The 17,096-nt window shown below is 74.8% G+C and carries 15 protein-coding genes; 8 read left to right on the top strand and 7 right to left on the bottom strand.

Features of this window, described 5'->3' with window-relative positions; genetic code table 11:
- The first annotated feature begins 369 nt into the window (after positions 1-369).
- From J5Y05_RS09665 to J5Y05_RS09650, 4 genes are all read left to right on the top strand, one after another.
- Positions 370-963 carry a Dps family protein gene (locus J5Y05_RS09665; RefSeq protein WP_210870352.1) on the top strand — a complete coding sequence of 198 codons (594 nt, stop codon included), beginning with the start codon at positions 370-372 and terminating at the stop codon, positions 961-963.
- A gap of 86 nt (positions 964-1,049) precedes the next feature.
- Positions 1,050-2,117, top strand: a complete 1,068-nt coding sequence (locus tag J5Y05_RS09660) for an ABC-2 transporter permease (RefSeq protein ID WP_210870350.1) — start codon at positions 1,050-1,052, stop codon at positions 2,115-2,117.
- Between the two features lie 82 nt (positions 2,118-2,199).
- Positions 2,200-3,402 carry a cysteine desulfurase-like protein gene (locus tag J5Y05_RS09655; RefSeq protein ID WP_210870348.1) on the top strand — a complete coding sequence of 401 codons (1,203 nt, stop codon included), beginning with the start codon at positions 2,200-2,202 and terminating at the stop codon, positions 3,400-3,402.
- A gap of 457 nt (positions 3,403-3,859) precedes the next feature.
- Positions 3,860-5,239, top strand: a complete 1,380-nt coding sequence (locus tag J5Y05_RS09650; protein ID WP_210870346.1) for a GH1 family beta-glucosidase — start codon at positions 3,860-3,862, stop codon at positions 5,237-5,239.
- A gap of 15 nt (positions 5,240-5,254) precedes the next feature.
- On the opposite strand, the gene J5Y05_RS09645 is transcribed toward J5Y05_RS09650, so the two are convergent.
- Positions 5,255-5,809, bottom strand: a complete 555-nt coding sequence (locus tag J5Y05_RS09645; protein ID WP_210870344.1) for a YrhB domain-containing protein — start codon at positions 5,807-5,809, stop codon at positions 5,255-5,257.
- Positions 5,810-6,036: 227 nt separating this feature from the next.
- Here J5Y05_RS09645 and J5Y05_RS09640 point away from each other — a divergent pair, with 227 nt between their 5' ends.
- Positions 6,037-7,206 carry an MFS transporter gene (locus J5Y05_RS09640; protein ID WP_210871415.1) on the top strand — a complete coding sequence of 390 codons (1,170 nt, stop codon included), beginning with the start codon at positions 6,037-6,039 and terminating at the stop codon, positions 7,204-7,206.
- A gap of 10 nt (positions 7,207-7,216) precedes the next feature.
- Here the strand turns inward: J5Y05_RS09640 and J5Y05_RS09635 are convergent, their stop codons facing one another.
- From J5Y05_RS09635 to J5Y05_RS09625, 3 genes are all read right to left on the bottom strand, one after another.
- Positions 7,217-7,882: a response regulator transcription factor gene (locus J5Y05_RS09635; RefSeq protein ID WP_210870342.1), complete on the bottom strand. Its 666-nt coding sequence runs from the start codon at positions 7,880-7,882 to the stop codon at positions 7,217-7,219.
- Positions 7,879-9,105: a sensor histidine kinase gene (locus J5Y05_RS09630; protein ID WP_210870340.1), complete on the bottom strand. Its 1,227-nt coding sequence runs from the start codon at positions 9,103-9,105 to the stop codon at positions 7,879-7,881. The genes J5Y05_RS09635 and J5Y05_RS09630 overlap by 4 nt, the downstream gene beginning before the upstream one ends.
- A gap of 93 nt (positions 9,106-9,198) precedes the next feature.
- Positions 9,199-9,891 carry a TetR/AcrR family transcriptional regulator gene (locus J5Y05_RS09625; protein ID WP_210870339.1) on the bottom strand — a complete coding sequence of 231 codons (693 nt, stop codon included), beginning with the start codon at positions 9,889-9,891 and terminating at the stop codon, positions 9,199-9,201.
- A gap of 186 nt (positions 9,892-10,077) precedes the next feature.
- Here J5Y05_RS09625 and J5Y05_RS09620 point away from each other — a divergent pair, with 186 nt between their 5' ends.
- Positions 10,078-10,533: a nitroreductase/quinone reductase family protein gene (locus J5Y05_RS09620; protein WP_210870337.1), complete on the top strand. Its 456-nt coding sequence runs from the start codon at positions 10,078-10,080 to the stop codon at positions 10,531-10,533.
- On the opposite strand, the gene J5Y05_RS09615 is transcribed toward J5Y05_RS09620, so the two are convergent.
- Entirely contained in the window at positions 10,520-11,764 is a 1,245-nt protein-coding gene (locus tag J5Y05_RS09615) for a geranylgeranyl reductase family protein (protein WP_210870335.1), read from the bottom strand. The genes J5Y05_RS09620 and J5Y05_RS09615 overlap by 14 nt on opposite strands.
- Positions 11,765-11,923: 159 nt before the next feature.
- On the opposite strand from J5Y05_RS09615, the gene J5Y05_RS09610 reads away from it, so the two are divergent.
- Positions 11,924-13,279 (top strand): dipeptidase, encoded by a 1,356-nt coding sequence (locus J5Y05_RS09610; RefSeq protein WP_210870333.1) that lies wholly within the window; start codon positions 11,924-11,926, stop codon positions 13,277-13,279.
- Positions 13,280-13,371: 92 nt separating this feature from the next.
- On the opposite strand, the gene J5Y05_RS09605 is transcribed toward J5Y05_RS09610, so the two are convergent.
- Together J5Y05_RS09605 and J5Y05_RS09600 are read right to left on the bottom strand one after the other, a co-directional pair.
- Positions 13,372-14,412, bottom strand: coding sequence for an NUDIX hydrolase (locus J5Y05_RS09605; protein ID WP_210870330.1), 1,041 nt, complete (start codon positions 14,410-14,412; stop codon positions 13,372-13,374).
- 140 nt (positions 14,413-14,552) lie between these two features.
- Complete coding sequence (locus tag J5Y05_RS09600; protein ID WP_210870328.1) at positions 14,553-14,750, bottom strand: hypothetical protein; 198 nt, start codon at positions 14,748-14,750, stop codon at positions 14,553-14,555.
- A 200-nt stretch (positions 14,751-14,950) separates the two neighbouring features.
- On the opposite strand from J5Y05_RS09600, the gene J5Y05_RS09595 reads away from it, so the two are divergent.
- The gene (locus J5Y05_RS09595) at positions 14,951-16,975 is read left to right on the top strand and encodes an NPCBM/NEW2 domain-containing protein (protein ID WP_210870326.1); all 2,025 of its coding nucleotides are present in this window, start codon (positions 14,951-14,953) and stop codon (positions 16,973-16,975) included.
- The last annotated feature ends 121 nt before the right edge of the window (positions 16,976-17,096 follow it).

The following is a 17,096-nucleotide window of genomic DNA, read 5'->3' as shown; positions in this document are numbered from 1 at the left end:
CACACCTCTCTCACCCCAACGGGTCGTCAACTCCGCGCTCACGGTGGTGTCCAGGACGTGAACGGCTATCCTGGCCCGCTCTCGGCGCGGCCCGCGCCGCCCCCGCGGCCCCCGCGGCCCCCACCCTCACAGGTCGCCCGACTCCGAGGCCCCGGCCCGTACGAGACGCGGACCGGCGCGTGGACCGGCGCGCGCCCGGCCCCGCACGCCCGGCGCGTCGGAGGCCCACCGCCCGGCGTAGCACGGGCCCGCCGCCCGGGTGCCAGCGTTTGCGCGCCCGGCACACCGCTGGTCGACTGTCGCAGGGGGGACGGAGCCGGTCGTATCGCGCCGGCGCACTCCCTTGTCCTCTCCGGAAGGAGTTCAGGCGTGAACAGCCCCAGGCCGTCGGCCCCGCACCCCCACTCGGACGGCAGCCAGCCCTGGCTGCACCAGCAGGGCCGGACCATCCAGGAGTTCGGCACCGTCAAGCAGTTCCCGGTGGCGCTGTCGATGGAGACCCGTCTCTACTCCTGCCAGCGGCTCAACAAGGTCCTCGCGGACACCCGCATCCTGCACGACCTGTACAAGAAGTATCACTGGCTCATGCGCGGGGCGACCTTCTACCAGCTCCACCTGCTGCTCGACAAACACGCCGGGGAGCAGCTCGAACTGATCGATACCATCGCGGAGCGGGTCCAGACGCTCGGCGGCGTCGCGGTCGGCGACCCCCGGCACGTCGCCGAGATCACCACCGTGCCGCGCCCGCCGGACGGCGTGGAGGAGGTGCCCGCGATGCTGTCGCGGCTGCTGGAGGCGCACGAGATGATCCTCGCCGACTGCCACGACGCCGCGACCCGCACCCAGGACCTCGGCGACGACGGCACCAACGACCTCCTCGTCTCGGACGTCGTGCGCACCAACGAACTCCAGGCGTGGTTCGTGGCCGAGCACCTGGTGGACACCCCCCTCGTCCACGTCTGAGGGTCGCCCCGCGCTCCGGCGCGGAGCGGGGTGTCCGGCGCGCGCCCCGGTCCACCCTGACGTCCCGTCTGCGAAAGCGTCCGGATATGGCCCACACCTCCCCCGGCGGTCCCGGCCCCCCGCCGCGGCACGGGCAGCGGTGGTCGGCGTTCCGCGCGTCGCCGTGGTGGCCGGCCACCGTGCTGGTGCTGATCCTCGCGGCGGCGGCCGGGCTGTTCGCCGGGTCGTACACCTACTCCATGGCGGACCCGACGCCGCGCTCGATCCCCACGGCCGTCGTCGGCGCGTACCGGCACGAGCGCGGCCGGGCCTTCCTGGACGGGGTGGAGCGGGCGCTCGACGCCTCGGTGAAGGTCCACCCCTACCCGACGGTGGAGCGGGCACGCGCCGCCGTCGAGGAGCAGGAGGTCTTCGCGATCTTCGAGGTCCGCGACGCCGGGCGGACCGTCGTCCTGAACCTGTCCAGCGCGTCCGGCGCCTCGGTCGCCGAGGTGCTGGGCGGCACCGCCCCCGCCGTGGGCCGCGAGACCGGCGTCGCGGTCACCGTCCGGGACATCAACCCCCTGCAACCGGGGGACCCGCGGGGCCTGGCGATCTTCTACATCTCCCTGGCCGCCGTGATCATCGGCTTCGTCGGGGCGATCCAGCTCAGCGTGCACGCCCGGACGCTGACGCCGTTGGAGCGCATCCTGTTCACCCTGGCGTACGCGCTGCTCGGCGGCTTCGCCATCGCCGCGACGGTGGACTGGCTGCTGGGCGCGCTCGATCTGCCGTTCGCGGAGTCGTGGCTGATCCTCGCGTTGACCCTGTTCACCAGCGGCATGGTGTTCACCATGTTCAACACACTCGTCGGCCGCTGGGCGATGCTGCCGACCTGGGGGCTGATGGTGCTGCTGGGCAATCCGTCATCGGGCGGCGCGGTGTCCTGGCCGCTGCTGCCGTCGCCGCTGGGGCTGATCGGCCGCTGGCTGCCGCCGGGCGGGTCGGTCAACGCCCAGCACACGGCGGTGTACTTCCAGGGGCACCAGCACGCCTTCCCCTTCCTGGTGCTGGGCGGGTGGGCGCTGCTGTCCACGGCGGTCTTCTGGATCTGGCGGCACCGCCACCCCGGCGGCCGGGAGAAGGAGACGGGGACGGCACCGGCCGGCGCCTGATCCGTCCCCTCCCGTCCCTGTTCACCCCGCCGTCCTGCTGCGATCATGAGGCCCGGAATCCCCGCTTTCGGTTGGAGCGCACATGGCCCTCGACATCGCCGCGATCCGCGCGCGCACCCCCGCCCTGAAGTCCGGCACCGCCCGCTTCGACGCGCCCGGCGGCACCCAGACCCCGCAGCCCGTCATCGACGCGATCACCGAGGCGCTGACCGGCCCGCTGGCCAACCGCGGCACCGTCACCGAGGGCGAACGCCACGCGGAGCGCATCGTCACCGAGGCCCGCGCCGCCCTCGGCGACCTGATCGGCGTCGAACCCCGCGGGATCGTCTTCGGCCGCAGTTCGACCCAGCTCGCCTACGACCTGTCGCGGACGCTGGCCAAGGACTGGGGCCCCGGCGACGAGGTGGTCGTCACCCGCCTCGACCACGACTCCAACATCCGGCCCTGGGTGCAGGCGGCCGAGGCGGCCGGGGCCACCGTGCGCCGGGCGGACTTCGACCCCGCCACCGGGGAGCTGGAGCCGGGGCACATCGAGGCGGTGCTCTCCCTGCACACCCGGCTGGTCGCGGTGACCGCCGCCTCCAACCTCATCGGCACCCGCCCCGACCTGCCCGCCATCGCCCGCCTGACGCACGGGGTGGGGGCGCTGCTGCACGTCGACGCGGTGCACTACGCCTCGCACGCGGCCGTCGACCTGGCGGGGCTCGGCGCGGACACGCTGGTGTGCTCGCCGTACAAGTTCCTCGGACCGCACCTCGGGGTGCTGGCGGGGCGGCCGGAGTTCCTGGAGACGCTCCGCCCGGACAAGCTGCTGCCGTCCAGCGACGCCGTCCCCGAGCGCTTCGAACTGGGCACGCTGCCGTACGAGTTGCTGGCGGGCGCCCGTGCCGCGGTCGACTTCCTCGCGGACCTGGCGCCGGGGGCCGGGGGCGGGCGGCGGCAGCGGCTGATCGCCGCCTTCACGGCGCTGGAGGAGTACGAGGACGCCCTTCGCGGGCGGATCGAGCGGGGGCTCGCGGAGCTGGGCGGGATCACCGTGTACTCGCGGGCCGCCCGGCGCACGCCGACGCTGCTCTTCACCGTCGAGGGCCTGGCCCCGGCCGAGGTGTACCGGCGGCTGGCGGAGCACGGCGTGGACGCGCCGGCCGGCTCCTTCTACGCGCTGGAGGCGTCGCGGCGGCTCGGCCTCGGCGACGGGGGCGGCGTACGGGTCGGGCTCGCGCCGTACACCAGCGAGGAGGACGTGGACCGGCTGCTGGCGGCCCTCGGCGCGATCGTCGGCTGAGCGGAGCGGCGGGCCGTCCGGCGCGTGAGCGGCCCGCCGCTCCGCCCGGCGCGCGGGACGGCCCCCGGGACGGCGTGAGGACGACGCGCGGGCCGTCATGAGAACGGCCGAGGACGACGACCCGAACGGCGTGTCCGTACCCTTCCCGCCGCCCCGCCGCCCCCTCGCCTTGCCGCCCTGCCGCCGTGCCGCCGTGACCGTTGGTGAAGCGCTTCGACGCGGTGGGCGAATCGCGTACGGCCCCGGCCGGCGGGCGGATCGACGCCCGTCCGGATCGAGCCCCGTCGGCGCCTCGCTCTGGCGCGCGGGCCGGTGCGTGACGTATGACTCGTCACACCGGACCCGACGGTCCGGCCCCGGGGAGCCGCGCCGTCCGACGCGGCCGGACTCCCCCTGTCGAAGCGCTTCACCACCTGCTCACCACCTGGCCTCCGCACTCACAGATGGGCTCGACACCATGAGTGAACTCCCCGGCTTCCCGCCCGGGTTCGTCTTCGGCGCCGCGACCGCCGCCTACCAGATCGAGGGCGCCGCCCGGGAGGACGGTCGCGGCCCGTCGATCTGGGACACCTACAGCCACGAGCCCGGCCGCGTGACGGGCGGCGACACCGGGGACGTGGCCTGCGACCACTACCACCGCTACCCCGAGGACGTGGCGCTCCTGCGCCGCCTGGGCGTGGACTCGTACCGCTTCTCGCTGGCCTGGCCGCGGATCGTGCCGGACGGTTCGGGCCCGGTGAACACCAAGGGGCTGGACTTCTACTCGCGCCTGGTGGACGAGTTGCTGGCGGCGGGCATCGAACCGGCCGCCACCCTCTACCACTGGGACCTGCCGCAGGCCCTGGAGGACCAGGGCGGCTGGCGGGTGCGCCGGACGGCGGAGCGGTTCGCCGAGTACGCGGCCGTCGTCGCCGGGCACCTGGGCGACCGGGTGCCGCGGTGGATCACCCTCAACGAGCCCTGGTGCAGCGCCTTCCTCGGCTACTCGGTGGGCCGCCACGCGCCCGGCGCGCGCGAGGGGCGTGGCGCGCTGGCCGCCGCCCACCACCTGCTCGTCGGCCACGGCCGGGCGGTCGAGGCGCTGCGGGCGGCCGGGGTGCGCGAGGTGGGCATCACGCTCAACCTGGACCGCAACCTGCCCGCCACCGACTCCCCCGCCGACCTCGCCGCCGTGGCCCGCGCGGACACCCAGCACAACCTGGTGTGGACCGAGCCGATCCTCGCGGGCCGCTACCCGCGGACGGAGGCGGAGACCTGGGGCGAGGCGGTCACCGGCGCGGACTTCCGGCACGACGGCGACCTGGAGCTGATCTCCCGTCCGCTGGACTTCCTCGGCGTCAACTACTACCGCCCGATCGTCGTCGCCGACGCCCCCCACCGCGAGGCCGACCCGGCGCGGCGGGTGGCGACGGACAACCGCTACGCGGAGGTGCGGCTGCCCGGCGTCCGGCACACCGCCATGGACTGGCCCGTCGTCCCCCAGGGCCTCACCGACCTCCTGGTGGACCTCAAGGAGCGTTACGGGGACGCGCTGCCGCCGGTCCACATCACGGAGAACGGTTCCGCGGAGGACGACGTGCCGGCCGCCGACGGCGCGGTCCACGACACCGACCGCGTCGCCTACCTGCGCGACCACCTCACCGCGCTGCGGGCCGCGATGGACGCGGGCGTGGACGTACGGGGCTACTACGTGTGGTCGTTGCTGGACAACTTCGAGTGGGCGCACGGCTACGGCAAGCGCTTCGGCATCGTCCGCGTCGACTACGACACCCTGGAGCGCACGCCGAAGGACAGTTACCACTGGTACCGGGAGCTGATCGCCGCACACCGCGACTGACCCGCCGGGGGCACGTCAGCCCCGCCGCACGGTCCGGACGGAGAGCACCGGATCGGGCGCCGGCACCACGTGGGCGGCCACGCGGGCGACGAGGTGCGCGGCGGGCGTGCCCCCGGTGTGCAGGGCGTGGACGTACGCGACGGTCTCGGCCGGGGAGAGGCCGGGCACCCGGTGCCGCAGCAGCCTCCCCGCGTGCGCGCGCCCGCGCGTGGCCGCCGACGCGCGCAGCTCGTCGTGCAGGTCGTCCACGGCGGTGCGCACGGGCAGCCCGCGTACGCGAGCCCGGTGGTCGTCCTCCCACCGGCCGCTCGCGGCGGCGACGGCGCCGATGGTGTGCAGGCCGCCGTCGGTCCGGTCGACCAGGTACGGCCCGTGGCCGACCGGCATCCGGCGGGGGTCGCCGGTGCGGGCGTGCGCCTCGGAGGTCCCGTGGACGATCCACACCAGCGGGTGCGCCACGGCGTGGGTGACGACCCCGCGCTCCGGGTCCGCGCCCGCCGCACGCGCCTGCCGGTACGCGCGGTCCAGTTCCTCCGTGACGGCGCGCACCGCGGTCTCCCGTTCCACCATCCCCTCAGCATCGCCGACCGGGTGCGGGTCGCCGAGCGGTTTTTCCGCCGGCCGCCTCGCCCGCACCGCGCGCGCCCGTGCTCCCCCCGGGTCCCCGCGTGTCCCTCCCGTGCTCTCGTCCGAGGTCAGGAGGGGGACGGCGAGGCAGCGCGTCCCTTGCCCGGCCCGCGGCTCCCCCTTAGCCTGACTTTGTGCCGCTGATAAACAAAACCCGTTCGCACACCGTCGTGCCGGGTTCCCGCGACCATCTCGTCCGCCTCCGCATCGCCCTGACCGCCTTCTTCGCCCTGGACGGCTTCGTCTTCGCCGGCTGGGTGGTCCGCATCCCCGCCATCAAGGAACAGACCGGCGCCTCCGCCGGCACGCTGGGCCTCGCGCTGCTCGGCGTGTCGGCCGGGGCCGTCGTCACCATGACGCTGACCGGCCGGCTCTGCCGCCGCTACGGCACCCATCCCGTCACCGTCGTGTGCGCGGTGCTGCTCTGCCTGAGCGTCGCCCTGCCGCCGCTCACCCACTCCCCCCTCGCCCTCGGCGCCGTCCTGCTGGTCTTCGGCAGCGCCTACGGCGGGATCAACGTGGCCTTCAACAGCGCCGCCGTCGACCTGGTGACCGTGGTGCGACGCCCCCTCATGCCCGGCTTCCACGCCGCCTTCAGCCTGGGCGGGCTGGTCGGCGCCGCCCTCGGCGGTCTCGTCGCCGGGTCGCTGTCGCCCACGCGGCACCTGGCCGGGCTGACCGTGATCGGCCTGCTGGTCACCCTGGTCGCGGGGCGGACCCTGCTGCGCTGCGAGCCCGCCGTGCCGCCGGAGCCGCCGGCCGCCTCCGGCACCGCCCCGCGCCGGCTCGACCGCCGCACGCGCCGCCTGGTCGTCACCTTCGGCCTGATCGCCCTGTGCACGGCGTACGGGGAGGGGGCGATGGCGGACTGGGGTGCCCTGCACCTGGCGCAGGACCTCGACGCCTCGCCCGGTATGGCGGCGGCGGGCTACTCGTGTTTCGCCCTCGCCATGGCCGCCGGCCGGCTCACCGGCACGACGATGCTGGAGCGCCTGGGGCGGACGCCCACGGTGGTGGCCGGGGGTTCGGTGGCCGTGGCCGGCATGCTGCTCGGCTCGCTCAGCCCGTCCGTCGGGCCCGCTCTGTTCGGCTTCGCCCTCACCGGCCTCGGGCTCGCCAACCTCTTCCCGGTCGCGGTGGAGCGGGCGGGGGCGCTCGGCGGGCCCAGCGGCGTCGCCGTGGCGTCCACGCTCGGGTACGGCGGCATGCTGGTCGGGCCGCCGGCGATCGGTTTCCTGGCCGACTGGTTCTCGCTGCCGGCCGCGCTCACCAGCGTGGCGGCGCTGGCCGGGGTGGCGGTGGTGATCGCCCTCGCCACGCGCCGGGCGGCGGCCGGCTGAGCGGCCGGGATCAGCCGAGCCAGCCCGGCCGTACCAGGCCGGATTCGTAGGCGAGGACGACGAGTTGGGCGCGGTCGCGGACACCGAGCTTCACCATGGTGCGGCTGACGTGGGTCTTGGCGGTGAGCGGGCTGACGACCAGGCGGCGGGCGATCTCCTCGTTGGACAGGCCGATGCCGACGAGGGCCATCACCTCCCGCTCCCGTTCGGTGAGACGGGCCAGGGCGTCGGCCGCGGCGGGCTCCTTGGAACGGGCCGCGAACTCGGCGATCAGGCGGCGGGTCACCCCGGGCGACAGCAGCGCGTCACCGGCGACCACCGCCCGGACGGCGCGCAGCAGTTCCTCCGGCTCGGTGTCCTTGACCAGGAAGCCGGAGGCGCCGGAGCGGATGGCCTCGAAGACGTACTCGTCGAGTTCGAAGGTGGTGAGCATGACCACCTTCGCCGCGCCGAGCGCCGGGTCCCCGGTGATCCTGCGGGTGGCGGCGAGACCGTCGAGGCGGGGCATGCGGATGTCCATCAGGACGACGTCCACGGGCGTCTCGCCGAGCACCCGCAGCGCCTCCTCGCCGTCCGCGGCCTCGCCCGCGACCTCGATGTCCGGCTGGGCGTCGAGCAGGGCCCGGAACCCGGCCCGGACCAGCGACTGGTCGTCGGCGAGCAGTACGCGGATCACCGGTCGTCCTCCTTCGCGGTGAGCGGCAGCAGCGCACGTACCCGGAAGCCGCCGTCGGGGCGGGGGCCCGCCTCGACGGTGCCGCCGAGGGCCGCCGCCCGCTCCCGCATGCCGGCCAGACCGTTGCCGCCGCCTCCGGCGTCGGTGCCGGTCGCGGGCCCGTCGTCGTCGACGCGCAGGCTCAGGGCGCCGCCCTCGCGGGCGAAGCGGACACGCGCGTGCCGGGAGCCCGAGTGCCGTACGACGTTGGTCAGGGCCTCCTGGAGGATGCGGAAGGCGGCGACGCCGGTGTGGGGCGGCAGCCGGGGCGGTTCGCCCTCGACCTCGACGGTCAGGCCGGCGCTCGCGGCCTGTTCCACCAGCTCGGGCAGCCGGTCCAGCCCCGGGGCCGGGGCGCGCGGGGCGTCGCCGGGGGCCCGGAGGGTGTCGAGCACCTGGCGCACCTCGCCCAGCGCCTCCTTGCTCTGTCCCTTGATGGTGGTCAGCGCGGTCCGGGCCTGCTCGCGGTCGCTGTCGAGGAGGGCGAGGCCGACGCCCGCCTGTACGTGGATGACGGAGAGGCTGTGGGCGAGGACGTCGTGGAGTTCGCGGGCGATCCGCAGCCGTTCCTCGTCGGCGCGGCGCCGGGCGGCCTGGGCGCGCTCGGCCCGTTCGCGCGCCCACTGCTCGCGCCGGGCGCGGGCCAGCTCCGACAGGGCGACGACCGCCACCGCCCAGGTGGCGGTGGCCAGTTCCGTACCCCAGGAGGCGGCGGAGTCGCCCGCGGGCGGCAGCCATCGGTAGAGCCAGTGGGCGAGCAGCAGGTGTCCGGCCCACAGGGCCGCCACGGCGGACCAGGCCGCCGTGCGGTGGCCGGCGACGACGGCGGCGAGACAGGCCACGGCGAAGGCGAGGAACACCGGGCCGTAGGGGTAACCGGCGGCGAGGTAGCCGAGGGTGGTGGCCGCCGTGGCCCAGACGACGGCCGCCGGGTGCCGCAGCCGCCACAGCAGGAGGAGCCCGGTGATCAGCAGCAGTACGCGGGCGGCGGGGTCGAGTGCGACCCGTTCACCCTCCTGGGCGCGGGCGGCGAACTGCGATCCGGCGAGCACGAACGCGGTGACCAGCAGCGTGCTCGGCCAGGGCCACCGGCGCGCGGGGGTGCCGTCGTCCCGGTGGCCGCCCCACGGCGGCGCGGGCCGCCACCGCGGCGCTCCGCCTGCGGGCTCGCGCTGCTCGTCCATGTCCCCACGCTAGACACCGTGCCGCCCGGCGGCGTCCCCCGCGCGCGGTGATCACGCGTACTCCCTGGGGAGTACGCGGGGCGCGGCGGCCGGTCAGCGGCGCAGGCCGACCCCGTGGGCGAGGCGTTCGGCGGCGTGGCGGAAGAACGGCTCGCGCTCCTCCACCACCCGGTGGAACTGTCCGAACACCTCGAAGCAGACCAGCCCGAACAGCTCGGCCCAGGCGGCGACGAGCGCGGTCACCGTCTCCGGAGGCAGGTCGGGGGCGAGGTCCGCGGCCATCCGCGCGGCCTCGGGCGCCAGCTCGGCGGGGAGGTCCGACCGGGCGAGGGCGCCGTCCCGGTGGGCCTCGGCGGTGAGGGCGAAGAAGACCCGGCCCACCCGGGCGGCGGCGGGGACGGTGTCCTGCGGGGCGGAGTAGCCGGGCACCGGCGATCCGTAGATGAGGGCGCACTCGTGGGGGTGCGCCAGCGCCCAGCGGCGGACGGCCTCGCACACCGCGACCCAGCGCGCGACGGGCGGGGCGCCGGCCTCCGCGTCGCGGGCCGCCTCGGCGGCGGCGCCGAGGGAGTCGTAGGCGTCGATGATGAGGGCGGTCAGCAGCTCGTCGCGGCTCGGGAAGTAGCGGTACAGGGCGGAGGAGGCCAGGCCGAGTTCGCGGGCCACCGCCCGCAGCGAGAGCCGGGCGGCACCCTCCTCCGCGAGCTGTCTGCGGGCCGCGTCCTTGATGGCGGCGGTGACCTCGATCCGGGCGCGGGCTCGGGCGCCGTGTGCGGTACTGCTCATGGGGACAGTGTTCCACGGAAACAGAGCGGTGCACACAAACGAGAGCACCGCTCTTGCGCGGGGACACGGTCACCGTGCACACTGGAACCCGGACGAGAGCAGTGCTCACAGAAGAGATCAGCGCTCTCCCACGGGGGCCTCTCCCCTGCCTCCGCCCCTCACCCGTGTCTCTGTCAGGAGTGCTCCATGACGTCATCGCCGTACTACCTCAAGGGCGGCCGGATCAGCACGTGGTTCAACGGCCTGGTCGGCCGGCTGGCCCGGCTCGGAGTGAGCGTGGCAGGCTCCGCCGAGCTGTCCGTACGGGGCCGCACCAGCGGTCGCGTCCAGCGCGTCCCGGTCAACCCGCACACCTACGAGGGCCGGCAGTACCTGGTCTCCGCGCGAGGCCACTCCCAGTGGGTGCGGAACATGCGCGCGGCCGGCGGCGGGGAACTGCGCGTCGGACGCCGGGTGCGGAAGTTCACCGCCGAGGAGCTGCCCGACGCGGAGAAGCTCCCCGTCCTGCGGACCTACCTGGAGCGCTGGGGCTGGGAGGTCGACTCGTACTTCCGCGGCGTCACCGCCCGCTCCTCGGACGAGGAGATCATCGCCTGCGCGCCCGACCACCCCGTCTTCCGCATCCGGGTCAGGGGGAAGTGACCTCGCCCTCCGCCGCCTCCGCGGGCCGCCGGTCCATGGCGGCCAGCGCCCGCTGCGCCATGGGGTGACTGCGCATCAGCTCGCCCAGCGTGGTCCCGCCCTGCGTGATGTCCTTGAACGCCCGCCAGGCGGGCCGGAAACCGGTCAGCGCCGCGTGGAACAACCCGGGGCGACGGGCGAAGATGGCCAGCATCCGCTTGCCGACGCTCATCTCCACACCGAGCCCGGCCTTGACGGCGAAGGCGTAGTTGAGGGCCTGCTTGCGGGCGTCCACCGCGTCGTGCGCCTCGGCGATCCGCACCGCCCACTCCCCCGCGAGCCGCCCGGAGCGCAGCGCGAAGGAGATGCCCTCGCGCGTCCACGGCTCCAGCAGTCCGGCCGCGTCCCCGCACACCAGCACCCGGCCGCGCGACAGCGGCGAGTCGTCGGCCCGGCAGCGGGTCAAGTGGCCCGAGGAGACGCTCGGTTCGAAGCCGGCCAGACCCAGCCGGCCGACGAAGTCCTCCAGGTACCGCTTGGTGGACGCGCCCTCGCCGCGCGCCGAGATCACGCCGACCGTCAGCGTGTCGCCCTTGGGGAAGACCCAGCCGTAACTGCCCGGCATCGGCCCCCAGTCGATGAGGACGCGGCCCTGCCAGTCCTCGGCGACCGTCTCCGGCACCGGGATCTCCCACTCCAGACCCAGATCGACCTGGTCCAGCTTGACCCCGACGTGGGCTCCTATCCGGCTCGCGCTGCCGTCCGCGCCGACGACCGCGCGGGCGAGCACCGTCTCCCCGCCCTGGAGGACCACGGCGACCGTGCGCCGGTCCGGCACCGCCGACCCGTGCTGCTCGACCCGCGTCACCGTGACCCCGGTACGCAGCTCGGCGCCGGCCTTCTGCGCGTGCTCCACCAGCAGTTGGTCGAACTCCGGACGGTTGACCAGTCCGAACAGCATCTGCCGGGAGCGGCGGGTGCGGGTGAAGCGGCCGTTGTGCGAGAAGGTCACCGCGTGCACGCGGTCGCGGAAGGGCAGCTCGAAGCCGGGGGGCAGGGTGTCGCGCGAGGGGCCGATGATGCCGCCGCCGCACGTCTTGTAGCGGGGCAGCTCGGCCTTCTCCAGCACCAGCACGCGCCGTCCCGCGACCGCCGCCGCGTAGGCGGCCGAGGCCCCTGCCGGTCCCGCGCCCACCACGACGACGTCCCAGACCCGACGCTCGTCGTCCGCCGAAGAGTTCTCGCTGCTCACGATGGTCTACTGCTCCGATCCACAACGTCTGCCGCACTTGACCCCCGCATCCTACGGCGGGCATCGTCGCAGGCCGCTGTGGGAGGATCGGCGCGGACGCGACCGCACCCGGTCGCACCACCCCATCGGTACAACGTCGCACCTACAGGGAGCGTGCCCATGTCGTCGAACCCGGTCGCCGAGACCGTCGCCTCGCTGATGCCCAGGGCGAAGGAGGAGCTCACCGCCCTGGTGGCCTTCAAGTCGGTGGCGGACTTCGACCAGTTCCCGCGCGAGGAGAGCGAGGCCGCCGCCGGCTGGGTCGCCGACGCGCTGCGCGCGGAGGGCTTCCAGGACGTGGCCCTGCTCGACACACCGGACGGCACCCAGTCGGTCTACGGCCACCTGCCCGGCCCCGAGGGCGCGCGCACCGTCCTCCTGTACGCCCACTACGACGTGCAGCCCCCGCTGGACGAGGCCGCCTGGACCTCGCCGCCCTTCGAGCTGACCGAGCGCGACGGCCGCTGGTACGGGCGCGGGGCCGCCGACTGTAAGGGCGGGGTGCTCATGCACCTGCTCGCGCTGCGCGCCCTCAAGGCGAACGGCGGCGTGCCGGTGCACGTCAAGGTGATCGCCGAGGGCTCCGAGGAGCAGGGCACGGGCGGTCTGGAGCGGTACGCCGAGCAGCACCCGGAGCTGCTGGAGGCCGACACCATCGTCATCGGCGACGCGGGCAACTTCCGGGTCGGGCTGCCCACGGTCACCACCACGCTGCGCGGCATGACCCTGGTCCGGGTGCGCGTCGACACCCTCGAAGGCAACCTGCACTCCGGCCAGTTCGGCGGCGCCGCCCCGGACGCGCTGGCCGCGCTGATCCGCCTACTGGACTCGCTGCGCGCCGAGGACGGCTCCACGACCGTCGACGGACTCGCCGGGGACAGCCACTGGGACGGACTCCAGTACGACGAGGAGCAGTTCCGCAAGGACGCCCGGGTGCTCGACGGCGTGGGCCTGATCGGCTCGGGCACGGTCGCCGACCGGATCTGGGCGCGGCCGGCCGTCACGGTGCTCGGCATCGACTGCCCGCCGGTGGTGGGCGCGACCCCCTCGGTGCAGGCGGGCGCCCGCGCGCTGGTGAGCCTGCGGGTGCCGCCGGGCGTGGACGCCGTGGAGGCCACCGGACTGCTCCGGGCGCACCTGGAGGCGCACACGCCGTGGGGCGCGCGGGTGGAGGTCGAACAGGTCGGCCAGGGCCAGGCGTTTCGCGCCGACACCAGCAGCCCGGCGTACAAGGCCATGGCGGAGGCGATGGCCGTGGCATACCCGGGCGAGGAGATGCAGTACGCCGGCCAGGGCGGCTCGATCCCGCTCTGCAACACCCTCGCCTCGCTGTACCCGCGGGCCGAGATCCTGCTGATCGGCCTGAGCGAGCCGGAGGCGCAGATCCACGCCGTCGACGAGAGCGTCAGCCCCGACGAGCTGGAGCGGCTGTCGGTGGCGGAGGCGCTCTTCCTGCGCAACTACGCGGCCGGCTGAGCCCGTCGCGGCCCGCGTACGGTGGCCCCGCCCCGCCCCTCGGCGGCGCGGGGCCACCGCCGTCGCGGCCGGCGGGCCGCGCGGGGGCGGGGTCAGCCGACGGGGACCCCGGACTCCAGGTACAGCGCGGCGCCGCGCTCGCGGGCGCGCAGGGCCCAGCGCAGGCGCTCGTAGCGCACCGGGGGCAGCAGGCCGGCGGCCTCGTCCTCGGTGACGAAGCGCCAGTCGCGCAGTTCGGGCCCCGGCAGCAGTACGCCGTCGGCCTGGGCGGCACCGAGCCGGCCGCCGTCGAAGAGCAGGCGCAGACCGCCGTAGCCGGGCGGCCGGGGCGGCTCCCAGTCGACGACCAGCAGGGCGGGCACGTCGTCGAGGCGGATGCCGGTCTCCTCGGCGACCTCGCGCATCCCGGCGCGGGCGGGCGCCTCGCCCGGTTCCACGACACCGCCGGGGAACTCCCAGCCGGGCTTGTACGTCGGGTCGACCAGGAGGACCCGGTCGTGCTCGTCGAAGAGGAGGACACCGGCGGCGACGGTCTCGGCGGTCGGCTCGGGCGTCTGCACGATGTCGCAGGCGGGCACCGTCCCGGCGCCGACCGCGTCCGCGATGCGCACGGCCGCCTCGTACGGGGTGAGGCCGCCGGTGTCGACGGGATGGGCGTCGGCGGTGAGCCAGGAGGCGAGGGCCGCCCGGTAGGGCTCGATGTGGTCGTAGGACCACTGACGGACGCTCAGCTCCGCCTCGGGCGGGTCCGGGGGGACCTCCCGGCGGGCGATCCGCTCCCGCAGGATCGTTTCCGCCGGGGCCAGGAGCACATGCCGGACCGCTATGCGGCGGGCGGCGAGGCCGCCGAAGATCTCGTCGCGGTACTCCTGCCGCAGCAGGGTCATGGGGACCACGAGGGTCCCGCCGAACTCCGCGAGCATCGCGGCCGCCGTGTCGATCACGAGACGGCGCCAGACCGGGAGGTCCTGGAAGTCGCCCACCTCGGCGAGGCGCTTGGGCGGCAGCAGGTGCGTGAGCGCCCCGCCGATCACCTCGGGGTCGAAGAGCGTGCTGTGCGGGATCAGGTCGATCAGTTCCCGTGCGGTCGTCGTCTTTCCCGCACCGAACGCACCGTTGATCCAGACGATCACGGTTCCCCCTCTGCTGTTGGCCCCCTGTGGCTTGCCCGTTTCACCCTGCCACGGAAACCAGGTGCAGTTGAGTACCTGTGACAACGGCGCCGGCGCCCCCGGACGAGGGGCACCGGCGCCGCGGCCACGGGTGGTGCGGGTCAGCCGCCGAGCTGCCCGAGGGTGTTCTCGTCCAGGGTAAGGCTGTCGGTCGCCACGGTCTGCTCGACGGTGCTGAGGGTGTCCTCGACGTCGAGGGAGAGCGGGAGTTGGCCGGGGGCCGCGTGCGACGGGGTGATGGCCGCGACGACGAAGCCGGTGGCGAGGGAGGCGATGGCGAGCATGCTGCGCTTCTTCATGCCGGGATCAACTGCGGGGCGCCCCCGGGGTCACGGGTGCCCCCGCGAGCGACCGCCCGGACGGCCGAAAATCCCCAACACCCACCCTCTTCCAACACAGTCCTACACGTCCTAACGTAAACACCCACACGGACTGACGTGACCATGTCGGCCCGTGCGGGCTCCTGCCGTTCCACCCGCCGCGGAATCGGAGGAACGTGATGACATACCGCCCTTCCCCCCACCGGCCCCGCGCCCGCCTGGCCGGGGCGCTCCTCGCGGGCGTGCTGTGCGCCGCCGGGCTCGCCGCGCCCGCCCTGGCCGCGCCCGCCGCCCCCGGGAAACCCGCCGCGCCACCCGGCGACGGACTCGCCCTCACCCCGCCGATGGGCTTCAACAACTGGAACTCCACCCACTGCCGCGCCGAGTTCGACGCGGCGATGGTGAAGGGCGTCGCGGACCTCATCGTCGACAAGGGCCTCAAGGACGCCGGGTACGAGTACGTCAACCTCGACGACTGCTGGGCGCTGCCCCGGCGGGACGCCGACGGCAGGCTGGTGCCGGACCCCGCGCGCTTCCCCGACGGCATCGGGGCACTCGCCGACTACGTGCACGCCAAGGGCCTCAAACTCGGCATCTACACCAGCGCGGGCACCAAGACCTGCAACGACGCCGGCTTCCCCGGCGCCCTGGGCCACGAGTACGGCGACGCCCGGCAGTTCGCCGACTGGGGCGTGGACTACCTCAAGTACGACAACTGCCACAACGAGGGCGTGGACGCCGTCCGGCGATACACCACCATGCGCGACGCCCTGGCCGCCACCGGACGGCCCATCGTCTACAGCATCTGCGAATGGGGCGAGAACGAGCCCTGGAAGTGGGCGGAGGACGTCGGGCACCTGTGGCGCACCACCGGCGACATCAGCGACGACTGGGGCTCCATGCTGTCGATCCTGAAACAGAACCTCCCCCTGGACCGCCACGCCGGGCCCGGCCACTGGAACGACCCGGACATGCTGGAGGTCGGCAACGGCGGCATGACCGGCACCGAGTACCGCACCCACTTCTCCATGTGGGCGGTCATGGCCGCTCCCCTGCTGATCGGCACCGACCTGCGCACCGCGACCCCGGAGACCTTCGAGATCCTCGGCAACCGGGAGGTCGTCGCCGTCGACCAGGACCCCCTGGGCCGGCAGGGCCGGGTGGTCTCCTCCGAGGGCGGCCGGTGGGTCGTCGCCAAGGAGATGCGGGACGGCAGCCGGGCGGTGGCGCTCTTCAACGAGTCCGACGCACCGCAGCGGATCACCACCGACGCGGGCGCCGTCGGCCTGCCCAAGGCGGGCGGCTACACCGTGCGGGACCTGTGGCAGCACCGCACCACCCACACCGCGGGCGGCCTCTCGGCCACCGTCCCGGCCCACGGCACCGTCCTGCTGAGGGTCGCCGCCGGCTCCGGCTGGGCGCAGTACCCGCCCGCCGTCGCCCTCGGACTGGAGGGGAGCGCACTCGTCGAGGCGGGCGCCCCCGCCACGTTGACCACCACCGTCACCGACCTGGGCAACACCGCGGCCCGGCAGGTCTCGGTGACCCTGGACGGGCCCGCCGGCTGGCGGATACGGGCCACCGGAGCGTCGGTCACGCCGGCCCTGCCCGCCGGCCGGACCCTGCGCACTGCCTGGACGCTCACCCCGCCCCGGTCCACGCCCACCGGCCCCTACGACCTCACCGTCAGGGTGCGGTACGGCCCGCCCGGGGCCCGCGCCGAGACCGTGCTGGCGCTGACCGCGTCCGTGGTGACGGCACCGCCCCCGGGCACCTCCGAACTCGGCTCCCTGCCCTGGCTGTCGGCCGCCAACGGCTGGGGCCCCGTCGAACGCGACACCAGCAACGGCGAGAGCGCCGCCGGCGACGGCAACCCGCTCACCATCGGCGGCGTGGTGTACCGCACCGGGCTCGGCGTCCACGCGGAGAGCCGTGTCGCCTACTACACGGGCGGCGCCTGCGAGAAGGTCACCGCCCTGGTCGGCCTGGACGACGAGAAGGGCGACGCCGGGACCGTCGCCTTCCACCTCTGGGCGGACGACAGGGAGGTGGCCTCCACCGGCGTCCTGACCAACGCGATGCCGGCCCAGCGGCTCACCGCCGACGTCACCGGCGCCGAGGTGGTGCGGCTCGTCGTCACCGACGGCGGCGACGGCATCGACTCCGACCACGCCGACTGGGCCGAGGCCCGGCTGACGTGCTGACCCGCCCACGCCGGGGCCCGGCCGACACGCCGGCTGCCCGCCCGGGGGCTCCGCCGACACGCCGGACCTCACACCCCGATGCCGCGACGACACGCCGAAGCACCCACCCGGGGCCACGCCG

The sequence above is a fragment of the Streptomyces tagetis genome (assembly GCF_018069565.1).
In the GTDB taxonomy this organism is placed as follows: Bacteria; Actinomycetota; Actinomycetes; order Streptomycetales; family Streptomycetaceae; genus Streptomyces; species Streptomyces tagetis.
Note: the sequence above shows the minus strand (reverse complement) of the source record. Positions and strands in the feature narration are given on the sequence as shown.

Coding starts and splice junctions, on each gene's coding strand:
- J5Y05_RS09660 (WP_210870350.1), top strand. CDS start 1,050: ATGGCCCACACCTCCCCCGGCGGTCCCGGCCCCCCGCCGCGGCACGGG.
- J5Y05_RS09655 (WP_210870348.1), top strand. CDS start 2,200: ATGGCCCTCGACATCGCCGCGATCCGCGCGCGCACCCCCGCCCTGAAG.
- J5Y05_RS09650 (WP_210870346.1), top strand. CDS start 3,860: ATGAGTGAACTCCCCGGCTTCCCGCCCGGGTTCGTCTTCGGCGCCGCG.
- J5Y05_RS09645 (WP_210870344.1), bottom strand. CDS start 5,809: ATGGTGGAACGGGAGACCGCGGTGCGCGCCGTCACGGAGGAACTGGAC.
- J5Y05_RS09630 (WP_210870340.1), bottom strand. CDS start 9,105: ATGGACGAGCAGCGCGAGCCCGCAGGCGGAGCGCCGCGGTGGCGGCCC.
- J5Y05_RS09625 (WP_210870339.1), bottom strand. CDS start 9,891: ATGAGCAGTACCGCACACGGCGCCCGAGCCCGCGCCCGGATCGAGGTC.
- J5Y05_RS09620 (WP_210870337.1), top strand. CDS start 10,078: ATGACGTCATCGCCGTACTACCTCAAGGGCGGCCGGATCAGCACGTGG.
- J5Y05_RS09610 (WP_210870333.1), top strand. CDS start 11,924: ATGTCGTCGAACCCGGTCGCCGAGACCGTCGCCTCGCTGATGCCCAGG.
- J5Y05_RS09600 (WP_210870328.1), bottom strand. CDS start 14,750: ATGAAGAAGCGCAGCATGCTCGCCATCGCCTCCCTCGCCACCGGCTTC.
- J5Y05_RS09595 (WP_210870326.1), top strand. CDS start 14,951: ATGACATACCGCCCTTCCCCCCACCGGCCCCGCGCCCGCCTGGCCGGG.